Consider the following 17,499-nt stretch of genomic DNA (forward strand, 5'->3'; position numbering starts at 1 on the left):
ACCATGGTCACCACCGACCGGCAGGACGAGCGGCTGCAGTCCCGCGTCGGCGTGCGCGGCGCCATCACCGACGTGATCGAGCGGGCCCGCGGCGGCGACCTCGGCGTGATCCCGGTCGCGGTCGGCCTCGTCGTCATCTGGAGCGTGCTGCAGGTACTCAACCCGGTCTTCCTGTCCAGCGCCAACCTGGTGAACCTCACCCTGGAATCGGCCGCGGTCGGCATCATCGCGCTCGGCATCGTGTGCGTGCTGCTCGTCGCGCAGATCGACCTGTCCGTGGGCTCGGTCAGCGGCCTGTCCGGCGCGGTGGTCGGCGTGCTGTTCGTCCTGCAGGGCCTGCCGATCTGGGCGGCCATCGCCGCCGCCGTCGTCATGGGCGCGGTGATCGGCTGGCTGTACGCGCAGCTGTTCAACCGGTTCGGCGTGCCCAGCTTCGTCATCACGCTGGCCGGGCTGCTCGCCTTCCTCGGGCTGCAGCTCTACGTACTGCGCACCCGGGGCTCGATCAACCTGCCCTTCGACTCCGGCCTGGTCCACTTCGCGCAACTCGCCTTCGTCCCGGCGTGGCTGTCGTACACACTCGCGGTGCTCGCCGCGGCCGGGCTGTTCACCAGCGGGTACGTCCACGCGCGGGAACGCCGCAAGGCGGGGCTGTCGGCCAACAGCGTGACCATGCTGGCCGTGCGCAGCGCGGCGCTGCTGGCCGTGCTGGTGTTCGTGGTCTGGTATCTCGGCCGGACCCGCGGCGTGGGCTGGATGTTCGTGCTGTTCGTCGGGATGGTGCTGGTCATGCACTACCTGCTGTCGCGCACCAGGTGGGGCCGGTCCGTCTACGCCGTCGGCGGCAACGTCGAGGCGGCGCGGCGGGCGGGCATCAACGTCAAGGCCATCTACACCTCCGTGTTCGTGCTCTGCTCCACCTTCGCCGCCGTGGGCGGCATCCTGGCCGCCGCCCGGCTGGCCGCGGTCAACCAGAGCAGCGGCGGCGGCGACGTCAACCTCAACGCCATCGCGGCCGCGGTCATCGGCGGGACGAGCCTGTTCGGCGGGCGCGGCACGGCGTTCAGCGCGCTGCTCGGCATCATCGTCATCCAGTCCATCTCCAGCGGCCTGACCCTGCTCAACCTCGACTCCTCCATCCGCTTCGTCGTCACGGGCGTGGTGCTGCTGCTCGCCGTGGTCGTCGACTCGGTCGCGCGCAAGTCGCGCACCTCACACGGAAGGGCCTGATGGCGGTCATCTGCGTCGACGCCGGCACCACGGTGATCAAGGCGGTCGGCTACGACGAGACGGGGGCGGAGGTCGCGCTCGCCCGGCACGAGACCGGCGTGTCCAGGCCCACGCCCGGCCACGCCGAGCAGGACATGACGGCGGTCTGGGACGCGGTCGCCCGCACCGTGCGCGACGTCGCGGCCCGGGTCGGCCCGGCCGACTTCGTGGCGGTCACCGCGCAGGGCGACGGCGTCTGGCTGGTCGACGCCGCCGGCGAGCCCACCGGCCCGGCCATCCTGTGGAACGACGGCCGGGCCGCCGCCACGGTCGACGCCTGGCACCGCTCCGGCCTGGCCGAGCGGGCCTTCCGCGTGAACGGCTCGGCCGCCGCCTCCGGGCTGCCGCACGCGATCCTCACCTGGCTGAAGGAACACGACCCCGGCCGGCTCGACCGCTCCGCCACCGCGCTGACCTGCGGCGGCTGGATCTTCTCCCGGCTCACCGGGCAGTTCGCCGCCGACGAGTCCGACGCCTCGGCCCCGTTCATGGACCTGCGCGCCCGCGCGTACTCGCCCGAGCTGCTCTCCCTGTTCGACCTCGGCTGGGCGGCCCGGCTGCTGCCCGAGCCGCGCGGCGACGCCCGCCGCGTCGCCCCGCTCATCCCGGACGCCGCCGCCCTGCTGGGCCTGCCGGCCGGGACCCCGGTCGTGCTGGCCCCGTACGACATCGTCACGACCGCGATCGGCGCGGGCGCCGTGCACCCCGGTCAGGCGTGCGGCATCCTCGGCACCACCCTGTGCACCGAGACCCTGGTCACCGAGCCGGACCTCGACGGCGAGCCCGTGGGCATCACGGTCGCGGCGCCCGGCGGCTACCTGCGCGCCTTCCCCACCTTCGCCGGCGTCGAGGTGGTCCAGTGGGCCTGCCGCCTGCTCGGACTGTCCGGCCCGGAGGCGCTGGGCGAGCTGGCCGCCGCCACCCCGCCGGGCGCCGCCGGGCTGGCGTTCCAGCCGTACTTCTCACCGGCAGGCGAGCGGGCGCCGTTCTCCGACCCGCTCGCCCGCGGCGCCTTCCTCGGCATGTCGTTCGAGCACGGCCGCGAGCACGTCGCCCGCGCCGTCCTCGAAGGGCTCACGCTCGTCATCCAGGACTGCCTGGCCGCCTTCGGCACACCCCCCGGGGAGCTGCGGGTGTGCGGCGGCGGTTCGGCGAGCGAGCTGTGGGTCCGGATGATCGCCGACGTGACCGGCCTGCCCGTGCTCCGCTCGGCCGACGCCGAGGTGGGCGCGCGGGGCGCCCACCTGGTGGGGCTGGTCGCCACGGGCGCCGCGCCCGACCTCGCGGCCGCCGCCGGCAAGTACGTCCGGCTGCGCGACGCCGTCCACCCGGAGCCGGGCCCGTACCGGACGGCCTACCGCGATTTCCTGGCGCTGCGGGAGACCACCGCGCGCACCTGGCCGCTGCTCGCCGAGATGCGCGACCGGCCCCGGAGCCGTCCATGAGCGTGTGGATCGGCGTCGACCTGGGAACGCAGAGCGTCCGGGCGATGGCCGTCGCCGACGACGGCCGGGTGCTGGGCGCGGCGAGCCGGCCGCTGACCAGCCACCGCGACGGGCCGCGGCACGAGCAGGACCCCGAGCAGTGGTGGCGCGAACTGGCCGCCGCCACCCGCGAGGCGCTGCGCGACGTGCCGCCGAGCCGGGTCAGGGGGGTGGCCGTGGACGCCACCTCGGGCACGATCCTGCTCACCGGCCGCGACGGCCGGCCGCTCACGCCCGGCCTGATGTACGACGACCGGCGCGCCGCCGACCAGGTGGAGCGGGTCAACGCCGCCGGGGGGCCGGTGTGGGAAGCGCTCGGTTACCGGCGGATGCAGGCCACCTGGGCGCTGCCCAAGCTGCTGTGGCTGCTGCGGGACGCGCCGGCCGGGGCGCGACTCGCGCACCAGAGCGACTTCGTCAACCGGCGGCTGACCGGCGGGGAGGTGGCGACCGACCTGAGCAGCGCGCTCAAGACCGGCGTGCACCTGATCGACGAGCGCTGGCCGGCCGAGGTGTTCGACGCGCTCGGCGTGCCCGCCTCGATGCTGCCCGGCGTGGTACGGCCGGGCGGCGTGCTCGGCGAGGTGTGCCCCGAGGCCGCCGCCGCCACCGGCATCCCGGCGGGCACCCCCGTGGTCGCCGGCACCACCGACGGCTGCGCGGCGCAGCTCGGCGCGGGCGCGCTGACGCCCGGAAGCTGGAACTCCGTGCTGGGCACGACGCTCGTCCTCAAGGGCGTCACCCGCCACCTCGTCCACGACCCCCTGGGCGTCGTCTACTCGCACAAGGCGCCGGACGGTTCGTGGCTGCCGGGCGGCGCGTCGAGCACGGGCGCCGGCGTGCTGGCGCGTGACCTGCCCGGCCGCGACCTCGACGCCCTCGGCGGCCTGGCCGCCGAGCGGTTCGGCGGGCGGTCCGGGGGCGGGCGCGTGCCGGACGCCACCATCTACCCGCTGGTGTCGCGCGGCGAGAGGTTCCCGTTCGCCGCGCCCGAGGCGGAGAGCTTCACGCTCGGCGAGGTGCGCGACGACGTGGACCGCTACGCCGCGATCCTGCGCGGCGCCGCGTACGTCGAGCGGCTCTGCTTCGACTACCTCGACCTGCTCGGCGCGCCCGCGGACGGGGAGATCATCCTCACCGGCGGGGCGACCCGCAGCGCGTACTGGAACCGGCTGCGCGCCGGCGTCCTCGGGCGGCCGGTCACGCTGCGCGAGAACGCCGAGCCCGCGCTCGGCATGGCGCTGCTCGCCGCGGTCGGCGCCGCCGGGCGCGACGCGGGGCCCGCCGAGATGCGCGAGGCGAGCCGGGAGCTGACGGCGCGGATGGTCCGCACCCGCGAGGTCGTCGAACCGGACGGCGGCGACCTGACCGAGCACTACCTGCGCTTCGTCGGCGAGCTGGAGAAACGTGGCTGGCTCCCCTCTCCCGCCGCCGCCCACGCCCGCACCCGTGCCTCCTCCTCCTCCGAAAGGACCGCCCCATGACCCGGCTCGTGCTCGTCCGCCACGGCGAGACCGTCTGGCACGCCGAGAACCGCTACGCGGGGCTCAGCAACATCGAGCTGACCCCGCGCGGGCACGCCCAGGCGCGGGAGCTCGCCGTGTGGGCCGCCTCCGCCGGGCTGTCCGCCGTCTGGGCGTCCACGCTGAGCCGGGCCCAGATCACCGCCGCGGCCAGCGCCAAGGCCGCGGCGGTGGAGCTGCGGGTGGACGAACGCCTGCGCGAGCTGGACTTCGGCCAGGGCGATGGGCTCACCTCCGCCGAGATGCGCGAACGCTTCCCGGAGGCGCGCGCCGCCTTCGAGGCCGATCCCGCCGCCCACCCGCTGCCCGGCGGGGAGGACCCCTACGAGGCGGCGGCCCGCTTCACGGCCGCCCTGAACGACATCCGCGCCGCCCATCCCGGCGAGCGGGTGCTCGTCGTGGCCCACACGACCGCGATCAGGCTCGCGCTGTGCCGGCTCATCGGCGTGCCGCTGGGCTCGTACCGGCGGCTGTTCCCGCAGTTGGACAACTGCGCCGTCACCGAGTTGCGCCTGCGCGAGGGAGAGGTCGCGATCCTTCAGTTCAACAGCCCGATGGGAGCCGTCTCTTGACCGTCCGAGTACTGGCCGCCGGCGACCACTTCGTCCAGAACCGCCTGCTCATCGACGCGTTGCGGAGCGAGGTCGGGGGCGAGCTGGACGTCCGCGAGCTCACGCTGCCGTGGCCGGTGGTGCCGTTCGGGCCTGTGGGCGAGGTCGACGAGGCCTCCGACGTGGAGGACGAGCTCATCGACGCGCTGCGCGGGGTGGAGATCTGCGTCACCCAGATGGCGCCGCTGACGCGCCGTGTCCTGGAGGCGGCACCTGACCTGAAGCTCTTCTGCGTCAGCCGCGGCGGCCCCGTCAACGCCAACCTGGAGGCCGCCACCGCCGCCGGGGTCGCGGTCACGTTCGCCCCCGGCCGCAACGCGGTCGCCACCGCCGAGCACACGCTCGCCATGCTGCTCGCCGCCACCCGGCGCATCCCGCAGACGCACGCCGACCTGGCCGGCGGTGTGTGGCGGGGCGACTACTACATGTACGACAAGGTCGGCCCGGAGCTGGAGGGCGGCACGGTCGGCCTGGTCGGCTACGGCGCGATCGGCCGTCGGGTGGCCCGCATGGTGGCGGGGTTCGGGGCCGAGGTGCTGGTCTTCGACCCGTACGTCGAGACGCCCGGCTCCGTCGAGCTGGACGAGCTGCTGTCGCGCTCCGGGTTCGTGTCCCTGCACGCCCGGGCCACGCCCGAGACCACCGGGATGATCGACGCGGCCCGGCTCGCGCTGATGCCGCCCGGTTCGGTGCTGGTCAACTGCGCGAGAGGGTCGCTGCTGGACTACGACGCGCTGTGCGACGCGCTCGACTCCGGCCACCTGTTCGGCGCGGCCCTGGACGTCTTCCCGGAGGAGCCCATCCCCCCGGGATCGCGGCTGCTGACGACGCCTAACCTGGTGATGACGCCGCACCTGGCCGGGGCCAGCAAGGAGACGGCGGTCAAGGCGGCGCGGATCGTCGCGGCGGACGTGGCCCGCTACCTGCGCGGCGAGCCCCTCGCCCATTGCGCCAACCCGGCGCCGGCCAACCTCTGAGCGCCGGGGCCCGCCGCGAAAGCCGGGAGCCGGGTTTCCGGCTGCCGTGGAATGCCCAGGCGCACACGGAGGTTGCGCACGTCATGAGTCAAGGTCCCTCGCCTCGCCCGCTGTCCGACGAAGCCCTCTCCGACCTGCTGGGCGGGCAGCAGTTCGGCACCCTCGCCACCAACAAGCGCAGTGGTCATCCTCATCTGACCACCATGCTTTTCAGCTGGGACCCCGAGGCCCGCGTCGTCCGGTTCTCCACGACGGCAGACCGCATCAAGGTCAAGCACCTGCGGCGCGACCCGCGCGCGGCTCTGCACGTGCAGGGCGGTGACGTCTGGTCGTTCGCCGTCGCCGAGGGCGAGGCCGAGGTCTCCGAGAGCACGACCGTCCCGGGTGACCCGGTCGGGCGGGAGCTGCTCGCGATGATTCCGGAGGCCGCGAAGCCGGCGGACGAGGACGCGTTCCTGGCGCAGCTCGTCGCCGAGCGCCGGGTGGTCATCCGGCTGAAAGTGGATCGGCTGTACGGGACGGCGCTCGACATCAGCGGCCCCAGCTAGCCCTTCAGCGCGCCCGCCATCAGGCCGCGCATGAAGAAGCGGCCCAGCAGCACGTAGATGAGCATCGTCGGGACCGACGCCAGGATGGCCGCCGCCATCTGCTGGCTGTAGGGCGTGGCCTGGGCCCCGGCGATGTTGTTCAGCATCACGGTGGCGGGCCAGCTCTGCGGTCCGGTCAGGAACACCGCGAACAGGAAGTCGTTCCACAGCGAGGTGAACTGCCAGATGATCACTACGGCGATCGCCGGCCCGGAGACCGGCAGCACCACCGACCAGTAGGTGCGCAGCATGCCCGCGCCGTCCACCCGCGACGCCTCGATCAGCTCGTCGGGGATGGTGACGTAGTAGTTGCGGAAGATCAGCGTGCAGATCGGGATGCCGTAGACCACGTGCGCCAGCACCAGCCCGGGGATGGCGCCGTAGAACTGCAGCCCGGTCAGCTCGTTCAGCCCCACAAGGAGCTGCACCAGCGGGATCATGACGCCCTGGTACGGGATGAACATGCCGAACAGGAACAACGTGAACAGCAGGTCGGCGCCGGGGAAGCGCCATTTGGACAGCACGTACCCGTTCATGGAGCCCAGCGCGCACGACAGCAGCGAACCGGGCACCGCGAGCAGCACGCTGTTCCACAGGCCCGGCGCCAGCTTCTCCCAGGCCACCCGCCACGCCTCGACGGTCCAGGTCCGCGGCAGGTTCCACGCCTGACCCGGGTCGGCCTCGGTGAGCGGCTTGAAGCTGGTGACCAGCAGCACGTAGATCGGGATCAGGAAGACGACGACGAACACCACCAGCACGCCGATCCGCACTCCGGTGGACGCCCTGCGGCGCCCGGCCGCGACCGCTGTCATGACCGCCTCTCCCTGCGTACGGACCAGATCAGGTACGGGATGACGAAGACCGCCACGCTGAGCACGATGTACGAGGCGATGGTGGCGCCCTTGGCCGGGTCGTGGGAGTCGAACACCGCCACCCACATGAACACCGCGGGCACGTCGGTGATGATCTGCTTGCCCGACACCGCCACGATCAGGTCGAACACCTTCAGCGAGATGTGCCCGAGGATGATCAGCGCCGAGAGCGTCACCGGGCGCAGCAGCGGCAGCACCACGTGCCGGTAGACGCCCCACTCGGTGCAGCCGTCCACCCGCGCGGCCTCGCGCAGCTCCTCGGGCACGCCCCGGAAACCGGCCAGGAACAGTGCCATGACATATCCGGACATCTGCCAGATGGCGGGGAGGGCCATGGCGGCCATCCCCCAGTCCGGGTCCCGGAACCACTGCCACTGCGGCAGCCCGATCGCGTCGAACAGCCGGTTGAACCCGACCGCCCGCTCCTCCATCCCCGAGTTCATCAGCCACCGCCACACGATGCCGGTCGCGACGAACGAGACGGCCATCGGGAAGAGGTAGATGGCCCGGAACGTGCCCTCGCCCCTGATCCCCTTCTCCATGAGGAAGGCGAGGAACCAGCCGAGCACCAGCGCGCCCAGCACGAACGCGATCGTGAACATGATCGCGTGGTTGACCGATATGTGCCATCTGGGCTGATCCCAGAGGCTGATGAAGTTCTCCAGGCCGACGAACCTGCCCTCCGACACCTCGTCGTGCTTGTCGGTCATGGCCAGCCGGAAGTTCCAGCCCAGCATGCCGTACACGAACACGCCGATCGCCACGATCGACGGGGCGACGAGGAGCAGGCCGGGCAGCCAGGTGCGTACCCGACTCACGAGCACCTCCTCCAAGCGGGCGAGGCGGGCGACCGGGGCCGCCCGCCTCGCCCCGGGTCACTGGGCGTTGGCCTGCGCGGCCTCGGCCAGCGCCTTCTGCAGCGCGGGCACGTCCTTCGTGCCCATGAACAGGCCCACGGCCTCGTTGACGGCGGCCAGCCACGGCTGGTTCACGGCCACGCCGTGCTGGATGGACCCCGCGAGCTTGTCGCCCGACCAGTCCTTCAGCGCGTCGGCCAGGTAGTCGGTGTAGAGCGACTGGTCGGCGTCCTTGCGGGCCGGGATGGAGCCCTTCTTCGGGTTGAAGGCGTCCTGGCCCTCCTTGCTCGCCGCGACCTTGAGCCAGGCGAGCGCCCCGTCACGGTTCTTGGCGCCCTTGGGCAGGGTGAAGCTGTCGGACAGCCACAGGTAGGTGCCCTCGGTGCCGGGCGCGGGCGCCCAGTCGAAGTCGGTCTTCGACTGCTTGCCCAGGCCGCCCTCCGGCGGGTTGTGGAAGTAGCCGTACGCCCAGTCGCCCATGATGTTGAAGGCGGCCTCGCCGTCGGCGACCTGCTTGGCCGCCGGCTGCCAGTCGTCCTGCGGGTCGCCCGCGTACGACAGGATCGTCTTGAACTGCTCCAGCGCCCTGGTCACCTGCGGGCTGTTCCAGTCGGCGCCCGGCTTGAACAGCGCGTTGTAGGCGTCGGTGCCGAGCGAGCCGAGCAGGACGCTCTCCAGCAGGTGGGTGACGGTCCACTCCGACCCGACCGACAGCGGGATCTTGCCCTTGGCCTTGACCTTCTCCAGCGCCGCGACGAACTCCTCCAGCGTCTTCGGCGCGCCCGCGACCCCGGCCTCCTCCAGCACCGCCGGGTTGAACCACAGCACGTTGGACCGGTGGATGTTCACCGGCACCGAGTAGATCTTGCCCTGGACGCTGATCTGCTCGATGAGCTGGGGCGGGAAGACGTCCTTGAGCTTCAGCTCGTCGTAGAGGGAGTTGAGCTCCTCCAGGTCGCCCGCCTTGATGTAGCCCTGCAACTCGGCGCCCGCGTGCCCCTGGAAGGTGTCGGGCGGGGTGTCGGCCTGCAGCTTCGACTGCAACAGCGCCTTGGCCTTGTCACCGGAGCCGCCGGCCACCGCCGCGTCGAAGAAGGTGTAGGACGGGTTCTGCTGCTCGAAGATCTTCCGCATCGCCTGCAGGCCGTCGGCCTCGCCCGGTCCCGTCCACCAGGAGAACACCTCGACCTGCTTCTTGGCGTCACCGCCGCCCGGGCTGGGCTGCGCCGCCTGGTCGCCGCCACCGCCACAGGCCGACAGGCTCAACACGCCCGCCATCACGGCCGCCGCGGCGGCCGTCCAGCGTGATCGCAACTTTCGCCGCATCGCACACCATCCCTTCGTGAAACCCCCGAAGTGGTGATTTTGACAACGTTGTCAGTACGGCCATCAACCCACTTGGCACTCCTCACCGTCAAGGCATGGGCGGATAACAGGTCCGCAAACTCAGGCCCACCTGATCTAGGACGGGGAATTGTCGGTCCGGCCGGGCACACTCCTGAGCGTGGCCGACGAACCCCTCGAACTCGGTGAGATCTCCCTTTCCAACTGGCACGCCCACATGGACAAGATGACCGAGGTGGGCTTCCTGCCCATCGCCCGCCGGCTGCCCTCCCTGGTGCGCCACGCCATGAGCCTGGCGTGGCGGGCCAGCCCACGCGACACGCTGGCCACCATCGTGCTCAACCTCCTGGGCGGCGTCTTCACGGCCTTCGGGCTGCTGGCCACCACGGGTGCGCTGACAGCGCTGTTCCAGGACGGGCCGACACCCGACCGGGTGCGGGCCGCGCTGCCCAGTCTCGTGCTGGTCGCCGCCGCGGCGGCGCTGCGCACCGCCGTGCAGGCCGGGGCGGGGTGGGCGCAGTCCCGCCTGGAGCCGCAGATCACCCGCCAGACCGAGGAGCGCCTCTTCGGCCTGACGAGCCGGGTCGAGCTGGTCTCCTACGACGACCCCGAGTTCCACGACTCGCTCCAGCGGGCCAGGACGCGCGGCGTGGCGATGGCCGACTCCGTGGTCAGCTCCGCCGTCGACGTGGTGACGGCCGCCGTCGGCATCGCCGCCGTGGCCGGGGTGCTCGGCGTGCTCCACCCCGTCCTGCTGCCGCTGCTGCTGCTCGCCGTGCTGCCCGACGCCTGGGCGGCCGTGCGCAGCGCGCGGATGCGCTACTCCACGCTCAACGCGCTCATCCCGGCGATGCGCCGCAAGTGGATCATCGCCGAGCTGCTGGCCGAGCGCGACCCCGCGGCGGAGGTCCGCTCGTTCACCATGCGCGACTTCCTGCTGCGCATGTACGACGCGGTGGCGCGGGCCGAGCAGGAGGTCATGCTGCGGCTGGCCAGGCGCCAGACGATCGCCCGCCTCGTCGGCGAGGCGCTGGGCGGGCTCGGCAGCGGCCTGGTCTACGTCGCGCTCGGGATCCTGCTCGCCGTCGGCGCGATCCCGCTCGCCGTCGCCGGCACGGCCGTGCTCGCCATCAGGTCCGGCGCGACCTCGCTGGCCAGCCTCCTGCACTCCACCAACCGGCTCTACGAGGACGGCCTCTACTTCACGGACTTCCTCGACTTCTGCGCCGACGCCGAGCGCCGCCTGGGCGAGCCGCGTCCCACCACCCCGCCCGAGCGCTTCGAGCGGATCAGCGTGGTCGACGCCGCCTTCACCTACCCCGGCGCCGATGCGCCCGCGCTGCGCGGCGTGTCGTTGGAGATCAAGCGCGGTGAGGTGATCGCCTTCGTCGGCGAGAACGGCTCCGGCAAGACGACCCTCGCCAAGATCCTGGCCGGCCTCTACGAGGCCGACAGCGGCACCGTCCTGTGGGACGACGTCGACCTGCGCGAGGTCTCCCCCGAGGCGATCCGCGAGCGCACCGCGGTCATCGCCCAGGACCACACCCGCTGGCCGCTCACCGCCCGCTACAACATCACGATGGGCACCGGCAAGGGCGAGCCCGCCCTGCACGCGGCGGCCTCGGTCGCCGGGGCCCACGAGGTGATCGCCGAGCTGCCGCACGGCTACCGCACCCTGCTCGACCGCCGCTTCAAGGACGGCCATGAGCTGTCGGGCGGCCAGTGGCAGCGCATCGCCGTGGCGCGCGGCTTCCACCGCGACGCCGACCTGCTCATCTGCGACGAGCCCACCGCCGCCCTCGACGCCCGGGCCGAGCACGCCCTGTTCGAGCGCATCCGCGGCCACTCCGACGGGCGCACGGTCCTGCTCATCACCCACCGCCTGGCCAGTGTCCGCTACGCCGACCGCATCTACGTCCTCGACCACGGCAAGATCATCGAGCAGGGCGACCACGACACCCTCATGGCACTCGACGGCCTCTACGCCGACCTCTACACCCTCCAGTCCTCCGCCTACCGCTGACCCGCCCCCGTCCGGACTCCGGGGCCCCCAAGACCGCCGCCACCCGAAGACCCGCACCTCGGGCAGGCTGCCGCCGCCGTCACGACAGGGCGGCCCGGAGGATGGCGCGGGCGACGGGGGCCGCCGGGGCGGTCCCCGGTTCGAGGACGACCCCCACCGCCACCTCCGGCGCCGTGGCCGGGGCGAAGGCGGTGACGACATCCGGGCCCGGCTTGGCCGCCACCTCCACCCCCTGCAGGGCCAGGTCCGGCCGGGTGGCCGTGGCCATGAGGATGGTCAGCTGGCCGGCCAGCGCGGGCGACATGGCGGTCCGGTAGGGTCTCGGGCCGGCACGGTTGATGATCGACCCGTCCGGGAGGCGCACCTCCTCCACCAGGTACGGCCGCATCGCCACCCCTCCGTTGGCCACGGCCGCCGAGAGCATGGCGATCATCAGGGGCGTGGCCCGGTCGGGCAGCCCGGCGGCCGACAGGGCGGTGCCGGACCGGTCGAGCCCGGCCGGGAAGGTGCTGGCCGCCACGCGCAGCGGCACGGTCAGGTCGGCCGCGTTGAACCCGAAAGCCTCCGCCTGGTCGCGCAGCAGGTCCGGGCCGAGCTGAACCCTGAGAGCGGCGAACGCGGCCGCGCAGGAGAGCCGGAAGGCGTGCGCCAGCGTGGGACGGCCGTTCCCGCAGGACCGCTCGCCCGGGCCGGGCGAGCCGGCCGGGAGGCTCAGCGGTGGCGCCACCTCCCCGGCGCGCGCGGTGATCGGCGAGGCGATCGTGTACTCCCCGGAGGCGAGCGCGGCGGCGGCGGTGACCACCTCGGACGCCGGGCCCGGCGGGTAGGCGCGGCGCAGGGCCCGGTTGAGCATCGGTTGCGCCGGATCGCCGCGCAGCAGCCGGTCGACCGCGTCCACCGTGCCGGCGTCCTGGACCGCGTGGCCGGCCGGGTCGTACGACGGATAGCTGGCCAGGGCCAGGATCGCGCCCGTCACCGGGTCGATCGCCACCGCGGCTCCCGGCCGGCCGGCGCGGGCGAGGCTCTGGTAGGCGGCCTGCTGGACGCGGTGCCTGATGGTGAGCCGCACGTCGGCGCCCTCGGGCCGGCCGTCCCGGACCAGCGTCCGCACCCGGACGCTGGGATGGGAGCCGGACAGCACGGCGTCCTCGGCCCGTTCGAGGCCGGCGGCCCGGTGCAGCGAGAAGTGCCCGGTCACGGGCGCGTACATCCTCCCGCCGGGGTAGACCCGCCGGTGCCGGAACGGACCCGTGTCCGTCGCGGCGCTGGTCGCGAGGACCCGGCCCTCGTGGGTGAGGATGTCACCGCGCGGGTGGGCGTACCTGGCGAGCAGGGTACGCTCGTTGCGGCGGTCGGCGACCAGGTCACGCGGGCCGAACGCCTGCAGGTAGGTCACGTTGGCCAGCAGCGCGAACAGCAGCACCGCGCACGTCACGGCGACGCGGCGCAGCGGGATGTTCATCCGTCTCGCCCTGGGCCCGGCCATGCGTCCTGATTAACAACCGGACTGCCAAGCGAGGGCTACAGAACGCTGCGGTAGTAGGAAATCTTGTTGGAGATGTAGTGCTGCCGTTCGGTGAGGTTGGCGATCTGGCCCTGGATACGGCGGTCGTGCTCCTCCAGCAGCCGGATCCGGTCGGGGATGGTGTGATCGCCCGCGCGCACCAGCTCGGCGAAGCGGAGCATCTGGGCGATCGGCATGCCCGTGTCGCGCAGGCAGCGGACCAGCCCCAACCAGCTCACGTCGCTGTCGCTGAACCGGCGCTGACCGGCGGCGTTGCGCTCGACGGGCTCCAGCAGGCCGATCTTCTCGTAGTAGCGCAGGGTGTCGAGGGTGAAGCCGGTCTCCTCGACGACCTCGGCGGGTGTGTACACGCTCACGGGTTCGAGGATCCCACCTGGAGTGGGCTCCAGGTCAACCCTCTTGACCTGGAGTCCGCTCCAGCCGCCAGAGTGAACCACCATGAACATCGCACTCGGCACCATTCCTTTCGGCACGACCGTCAGCGAGCGGGACTCGTTCGCGATCCTCGACCGGTTCCACGAGGCCGGTGGCACGATGCTGGACACCTCGAACAACTATCCGTTCTGGGTGGAGGGCTGCTCGGGCGACGAGAGCGAGCAGACCATCGGCGCCTGGCTGGCCGCGCGGGGCAACCGCGACGCCATGGTCGTCGGCACGAAGGCGGGCGCCCGGCCCACGACGCCCGGCGACAGGACGCTGGACTCGGCGGAGGGGCTGTCCGCCGCCGCCGTCGCCCGCGCCGCCGAGGCCAGCCTGCGGCGGCTGCGCACCGACCGGATCGACGTCTACTGGGCGCATATCGAGGACCGTTCGGTACGCCTTGAGGAGACCCTGGGCGCCTTCGACGCGCTCGCCCGGCAGGGCAAGGTGCAGAGCGTGGGCGCCAGCAACGTGCCCGCCTGGCGCCTGGAGCGCGCCCGGAACACCTCGGCCGCGCACGGCTGGCTGCCCTACACGCACGTCCAGCTCCGCCACACCTACCTGCGTCCGCGCCCGTTCACCCGGCTCGCCGAGACGGGCCACGTGATCGCCTCGGACGAGATGCTCGACTACCTGCGCGCGGAGCCGGACGTGACGCTGTGGGCGTACAACACGCTGATGGCGGGCCGCTACACCCGCGCGGACCGCCCGCTGCCGGAGTCCTACGACCACCCGGGCACGACGCGGCGGCTGGCCGTGCTGCGGGAGGTGGCCGCGGAGCTGGGGGTGACGCCGAACCAGGTGGTGCTGGCCTGGATCCTGGCCGGCGGCCACGTCCCCATCGTCGGCGTCTCCAGCCTGGCGCAGCTCGACGAGGCGATCGCCGCGACGGAGGTCAAGCTGGACGACGAGCTGCGCGCACGGCTGGACGCGGCAGGCTGAGCCGCCGCCTGACACGGTCAGGGCAGGTGGTCGGCCAGGTAGCGGCGGACCAGCAGCTTGCACTCGGCGATCATCGCCGGATCGCCCTCGGGGTCCATCCGGAACGCCAGCTTCAGCACCGCGTCGGTGGCCTCCACCGCCACCAGCAGCGCCCGGTCGAGGCCGGGGCCGGCGGGAGCGTCCAGCAGGTCGAGCGTGAGCGCCCGCAGCCGGTCGGCCACGACCGCGTTGTTCTCCAGCGCGGCGTCGAGCATCCGGTCGCTGCCCTCGATCGCGGGCCCGCCGGGCGCGGTGAGCACCTCGCCGAAGTCGACCACCGCGAAGCCGGGGGTGGTGCGCTTCATCGCGACGAACTCGTCGACGGCCAACTCGACGAGGTCGGTCCAGTGGCCGAGGTCGGCCCGCGCGATCCGCTCGGTCACGCGCTCCAGGAACGCGTCGAGGTTGCGCAGCGCCAGGGCCCGCACCAGCCCCTGCTTGTCGGGGAAGAACTGGTAGAAGGTGCCGATCGGCACCTCCGCGCGGCGCGCGACCTCCTTCGTGGTCAGAGCCTCGTAGCCGACCTCGTCGAGGAGCCGGGCGCACTCGTCGAGCATGCGCTCGACCCGTTCGACGCTGCGGCGTTGGGCGGGGCGGCGCCGCAAGGTACTGGTCATGTCCCCATCCTGGCGTATTACCGAACGGTAAAGGGCGCCTCCGGCGCCGTCAGATAACATGAGCCTCACTCATAATCAGTGGGGAGACGAGATGTTCCTGTGGGGCACGGCCACGGCCGCCTACCAGATCGAGGGAGCCACCGGCGAGGACGGCCGGGGGCCGTCCGTCTGGGACACCTTCGCGCACGAACCCGGCCGCGTGCGCGACGGGCACACCGGCGACGTGGCCTGCGACCACTACCACCGGTGGCGCGAGGACGTGGCGCTCATGAGCGAGCTGGGCGCCGGCGCCTACCGGTTCTCGATCTCCTGGCCGCGCGTCCTGCCCGAGGGGATCGGCGCCCCGAACCCCCAGGGCCTCGACTTCTACGACCGGCTGGTGGACGGGCTGCTGGCCGCGGGCATCACGCCGGTGCCGACGCTGTTCCACTGGGACCTGCCGCAGGCGCTGCAGGACCGCGGCGGCTGGCTGAACCGCGACGTCGCCGGCTGGTTCGCCGACTACGCGGCGGTCGTCGCCGAGCGGCTCGCCGACCGGGTGCGCATGTGGATCACGCTGAACGAGCCGTTCGTCCACATGGCCTTCGGGTACGGCATGGGCATCCACGCGCCGGGCCAGGCGCTGCTGCTCGACGCGCTGCCCGTGGCCCACCACCAGCTTCTCGGCCACGGGCTGGCCGTGCGGGCGCTGCGGGCGGCCGGGGCCGAGCAGGTGCTGCTCACCAACAACTGCACGCCCGTCCGGCCCGCCTCCGGCTCGCCGCAGGACGTGGCGGCCGCCGACGCCTACGACGTCCTGCACAACAGGCTGTTCGCCGACCCGGTGCTCCTCGGCCGCTACCCCGACCTGTCGGCGTACGGTGTCGACGCGCCGGACGACGCGCTGGGCGTCCGCGACGGCGACCTGGCCACGATCGCCGCCCCGCTGGACGGCCTGGGGGTCAACTACTACAACCCCACGCGCATCGCCGCCCCGGCAGGCGCCGAGCCCGGCCTGCCGTTCGCCGACGTCGGCATCACCGGCCATCCGACCACCGCCTTCGGCTGGCCGGTCGTGCCCGACGGCCTGCGCGAGCTGCTCACCGGCCTGCGCGACCGCTACGGCGCCGCCCTCCCACCGATCTACGTCACCGAGAACGGCTGCTCCCAGCCCGACGAGCTCACCCCCGAGGGCGTGGACGACCAGGAGCGGATCGCGTTCCTGCGCGACCACATCGCCGCCATGGAGCGGGCCCGCGCCGAGGGCGTGGACGTGCGGGGCTACTTCGTCTGGTCGCTGCTGGACAACTTCGAGTGGGCCGAGGGCTACCACCAGCGCTTCGGCCTCGTCCACGTGGACTTCGCCACCCAGCGCCGCACCCCGAAGGCGTCCTTCCGCTGGTACAGGGACTTCCTGGCCGGCCACTGAACCGCTCGGCCCCGCCGCCGTCGTCGTGGCGTGGCGCGGCGTGGCCGGGTCAGAACACCGACACGTGGACGTGGTCGTAGTGGTTGGCGGTGGCACCGCCGCGGTCGGACATGGGGTCCCAGCCGCCGCCCGAGCGGATGTCGTAGTAGCGCTGCTTCCAGATGATGTACATCACGCCGAGCCGTGACCCGTTCTGGATCAGCCACTCCGCCAGCGCGTCGCCCCGCGCGGCGTCGGCCCCGCCGGCCACCGAGCCACCACCGGAGATCATGAAGTCGCAGGCCCGGCCCTTGCCGTGCTCGCCGGGGTCGCCGCGGCGCAGGCAGCCGACGCCGTGGGGCATGGGGAAGTTCTGCATGACCTCGGCGCGGACCGAGATCATGCGCTGGGTGAGCCCCTCGGCGCCGCCGGGCTGCTGGAAGCCGTACTTCGCGAGCAGCCGCTCCACCTCGCGGCGCTTGCCCATGAGGGTCTTGACCTCCCGCTCCATCTTCTTGATCTTGTCGTTGGCGGCGAGCTTGGCCTTCTTGGCGTCCTCGATCATCTTCTCGACGCGCCTGACCTTGTGGATGCGCTCCTCGGCCATGTGGCCGAGGTTCGCCGCCTGGCCCAGCATCGCGTGGGGCTCGGTCTTGAAGGAGAAGAGCTGGAAGCCGTCGATCGGGCCGGCGATGTAGGTCGTCTGCGCGATGGTCCTGACCTCGGTCCTGGCGGCGTCGAGCCGCTTCTGCAGGCCGTCGGAGTTGTCGAGGGCGCGTTTGGCCTGGATGCGCAACTCTTCCAGGCTCTGGATCTGGCCACGGTAGAGCTGGTTGAGCCGAGCCGCGTCCTTGGTGAGCTTGCGCAACTGGGCCGGGCTGGGGTCGGCGGAGGCCCCGGGCTGGAAGGGGAACACGAACAGCCCGGCCAGGAGGACGACAAAAAGGGCAAAACGACCCGTTTTCACGCCCGCCCTCCCCTCATAGACGGACCGAAACTATAGAAGATGATCTTGAATGCTG

The 17,499-nt window shown here is 72.5% G+C and carries 16 protein-coding genes; 9 read left to right on the top strand and 7 right to left on the bottom strand.

Going from position 1 to position 17,499, the window contains the following annotated elements; translation table 11 throughout:
- The first annotated feature begins 3 nt into the window (after positions 1 to 3).
- From FHU36_RS39450 to FHU36_RS39475, 6 genes are all read left to right on the top strand, one after another.
- Positions 4 to 1,230: a sugar ABC transporter permease gene (locus FHU36_RS39450; RefSeq protein WP_185089708.1), complete on the top strand. Its 1,227-nt coding sequence runs from the start codon at positions 4 to 6 to the stop codon at positions 1,228 to 1,230.
- Entirely contained in the window at positions 1,230 to 2,714 is a 1,485-nt protein-coding gene (locus tag FHU36_RS39455; RefSeq protein ID WP_185089220.1) for an FGGY-family carbohydrate kinase, read from the top strand. The genes FHU36_RS39450 and FHU36_RS39455 overlap by 1 nt, the downstream gene beginning before the upstream one ends.
- A complete protein-coding gene (locus FHU36_RS39460; RefSeq protein WP_185089221.1) occupies positions 2,711 to 4,237 on the top strand; it encodes an FGGY-family carbohydrate kinase in 1,527 nt (508 codons plus the stop codon). Before FHU36_RS39455 ends, FHU36_RS39460 begins: the two co-directional genes overlap by 4 nt.
- Complete coding sequence (locus FHU36_RS39465; RefSeq protein ID WP_185089222.1) at positions 4,234 to 4,848, top strand: histidine phosphatase family protein; 615 nt, start codon at positions 4,234 to 4,236, stop codon at positions 4,846 to 4,848. The genes FHU36_RS39460 and FHU36_RS39465 overlap by 4 nt, the downstream gene beginning before the upstream one ends.
- A complete protein-coding gene (locus FHU36_RS39470; RefSeq protein ID WP_185089223.1) occupies positions 4,845 to 5,864 on the top strand; it encodes a 2-hydroxyacid dehydrogenase in 1,020 nt (339 codons plus the stop codon). Before FHU36_RS39465 ends, FHU36_RS39470 begins: the two co-directional genes overlap by 4 nt.
- Positions 5,865 to 5,947: 83 nt before the next feature.
- Positions 5,948 to 6,412, top strand: coding sequence for a PPOX class F420-dependent oxidoreductase (locus FHU36_RS39475; RefSeq protein WP_185089224.1), 465 nt, complete (start codon positions 5,948 to 5,950; stop codon positions 6,410 to 6,412).
- Here the strand turns inward: FHU36_RS39475 and FHU36_RS39480 are convergent.
- The 3 genes from FHU36_RS39480 to FHU36_RS39490 are packed head-to-tail and all read right to left on the bottom strand — an operon-like array spanning position 6,409 to position 9,494.
- On the bottom strand, positions 6,409 to 7,263 hold the full coding sequence (locus tag FHU36_RS39480; RefSeq protein WP_185089225.1) for a carbohydrate ABC transporter permease: 855 nt from the start codon (positions 7,261 to 7,263) through the stop codon (positions 6,409 to 6,411). The genes FHU36_RS39475 and FHU36_RS39480 overlap by 4 nt on opposite strands.
- The gene (locus FHU36_RS39485) at positions 7,260 to 8,141 is read right to left on the bottom strand and encodes a carbohydrate ABC transporter permease (protein WP_185089226.1); all 882 of its coding nucleotides are present in this window, start codon (positions 8,139 to 8,141) and stop codon (positions 7,260 to 7,262) included. The genes FHU36_RS39480 and FHU36_RS39485 overlap by 4 nt, the downstream gene beginning before the upstream one ends.
- Before the next feature lie 57 nt (positions 8,142 to 8,198).
- The gene (locus FHU36_RS39490) at positions 8,199 to 9,494 is read right to left on the bottom strand and encodes an ABC transporter substrate-binding protein (RefSeq protein WP_221497358.1); all 1,296 of its coding nucleotides are present in this window, start codon (positions 9,492 to 9,494) and stop codon (positions 8,199 to 8,201) included.
- Between the two features lie 247 nt (positions 9,495 to 9,741).
- Between FHU36_RS39490 and FHU36_RS39495 the strand changes: the two genes are divergently transcribed.
- Positions 9,742 to 11,547 carry an ABC transporter ATP-binding protein gene (locus FHU36_RS39495; protein ID WP_185089710.1) on the top strand — a complete coding sequence of 602 codons (1,806 nt, stop codon included), beginning with the start codon at positions 9,742 to 9,744 and terminating at the stop codon, positions 11,545 to 11,547.
- 79 nt (positions 11,548 to 11,626) lie between these two features.
- Here the strand turns inward: FHU36_RS39495 and FHU36_RS39500 are convergent, their stop codons facing one another.
- On the bottom strand, positions 11,627 to 13,009 hold the full coding sequence (locus FHU36_RS39500; RefSeq protein WP_281394597.1) for a penicillin-binding transpeptidase domain-containing protein: 1,383 nt from the start codon (positions 13,007 to 13,009) through the stop codon (positions 11,627 to 11,629).
- 59 nt (positions 13,010 to 13,068) lie between these two features.
- Positions 13,069 to 13,428 carry a MerR family transcriptional regulator gene (locus FHU36_RS39505; RefSeq protein WP_312892158.1) on the bottom strand — a complete coding sequence of 120 codons (360 nt, stop codon included), beginning with the start codon at positions 13,426 to 13,428 and terminating at the stop codon, positions 13,069 to 13,071.
- 82 nt (positions 13,429 to 13,510) lie between these two features.
- Here FHU36_RS39505 and FHU36_RS39510 point away from each other — a divergent pair, with 82 nt between their 5' ends.
- A complete protein-coding gene (locus FHU36_RS39510) occupies positions 13,511 to 14,434 on the top strand; it encodes an aldo/keto reductase (protein ID WP_185089228.1) in 924 nt (307 codons plus the stop codon).
- Between the two features lie 17 nt (positions 14,435 to 14,451).
- Here the strand turns inward: FHU36_RS39510 and FHU36_RS39515 are convergent, their stop codons facing one another.
- Entirely contained in the window at positions 14,452 to 15,090 is a 639-nt protein-coding gene (locus FHU36_RS39515; RefSeq protein WP_185089229.1) for a TetR/AcrR family transcriptional regulator, read from the bottom strand.
- A gap of 91 nt (positions 15,091 to 15,181) precedes the next feature.
- On the opposite strand from FHU36_RS39515, the gene FHU36_RS39520 reads away from it, so the two are divergent.
- The gene (locus tag FHU36_RS39520; RefSeq protein ID WP_185089712.1) at positions 15,182 to 16,498 is read left to right on the top strand and encodes a GH1 family beta-glucosidase; all 1,317 of its coding nucleotides are present in this window, start codon (positions 15,182 to 15,184) and stop codon (positions 16,496 to 16,498) included.
- Positions 16,499 to 16,547: 49 nt separating this feature from the next.
- On the opposite strand, the gene FHU36_RS39525 is transcribed toward FHU36_RS39520, so the two are convergent.
- Positions 16,548 to 17,393 carry a coiled-coil domain-containing protein gene (locus tag FHU36_RS39525; protein WP_312892159.1) on the bottom strand — a complete coding sequence of 282 codons (846 nt, stop codon included), beginning with the start codon at positions 17,391 to 17,393 and terminating at the stop codon, positions 16,548 to 16,550.
- Positions 17,394 to 17,499: the final 106 nt, after the last annotated feature.

The sequence above is a fragment of the Nonomuraea muscovyensis genome (assembly GCF_014207745.1).
Taxonomy (GTDB): domain Bacteria; phylum Actinomycetota; class Actinomycetes; order Streptosporangiales; family Streptosporangiaceae; genus Nonomuraea; species Nonomuraea muscovyensis.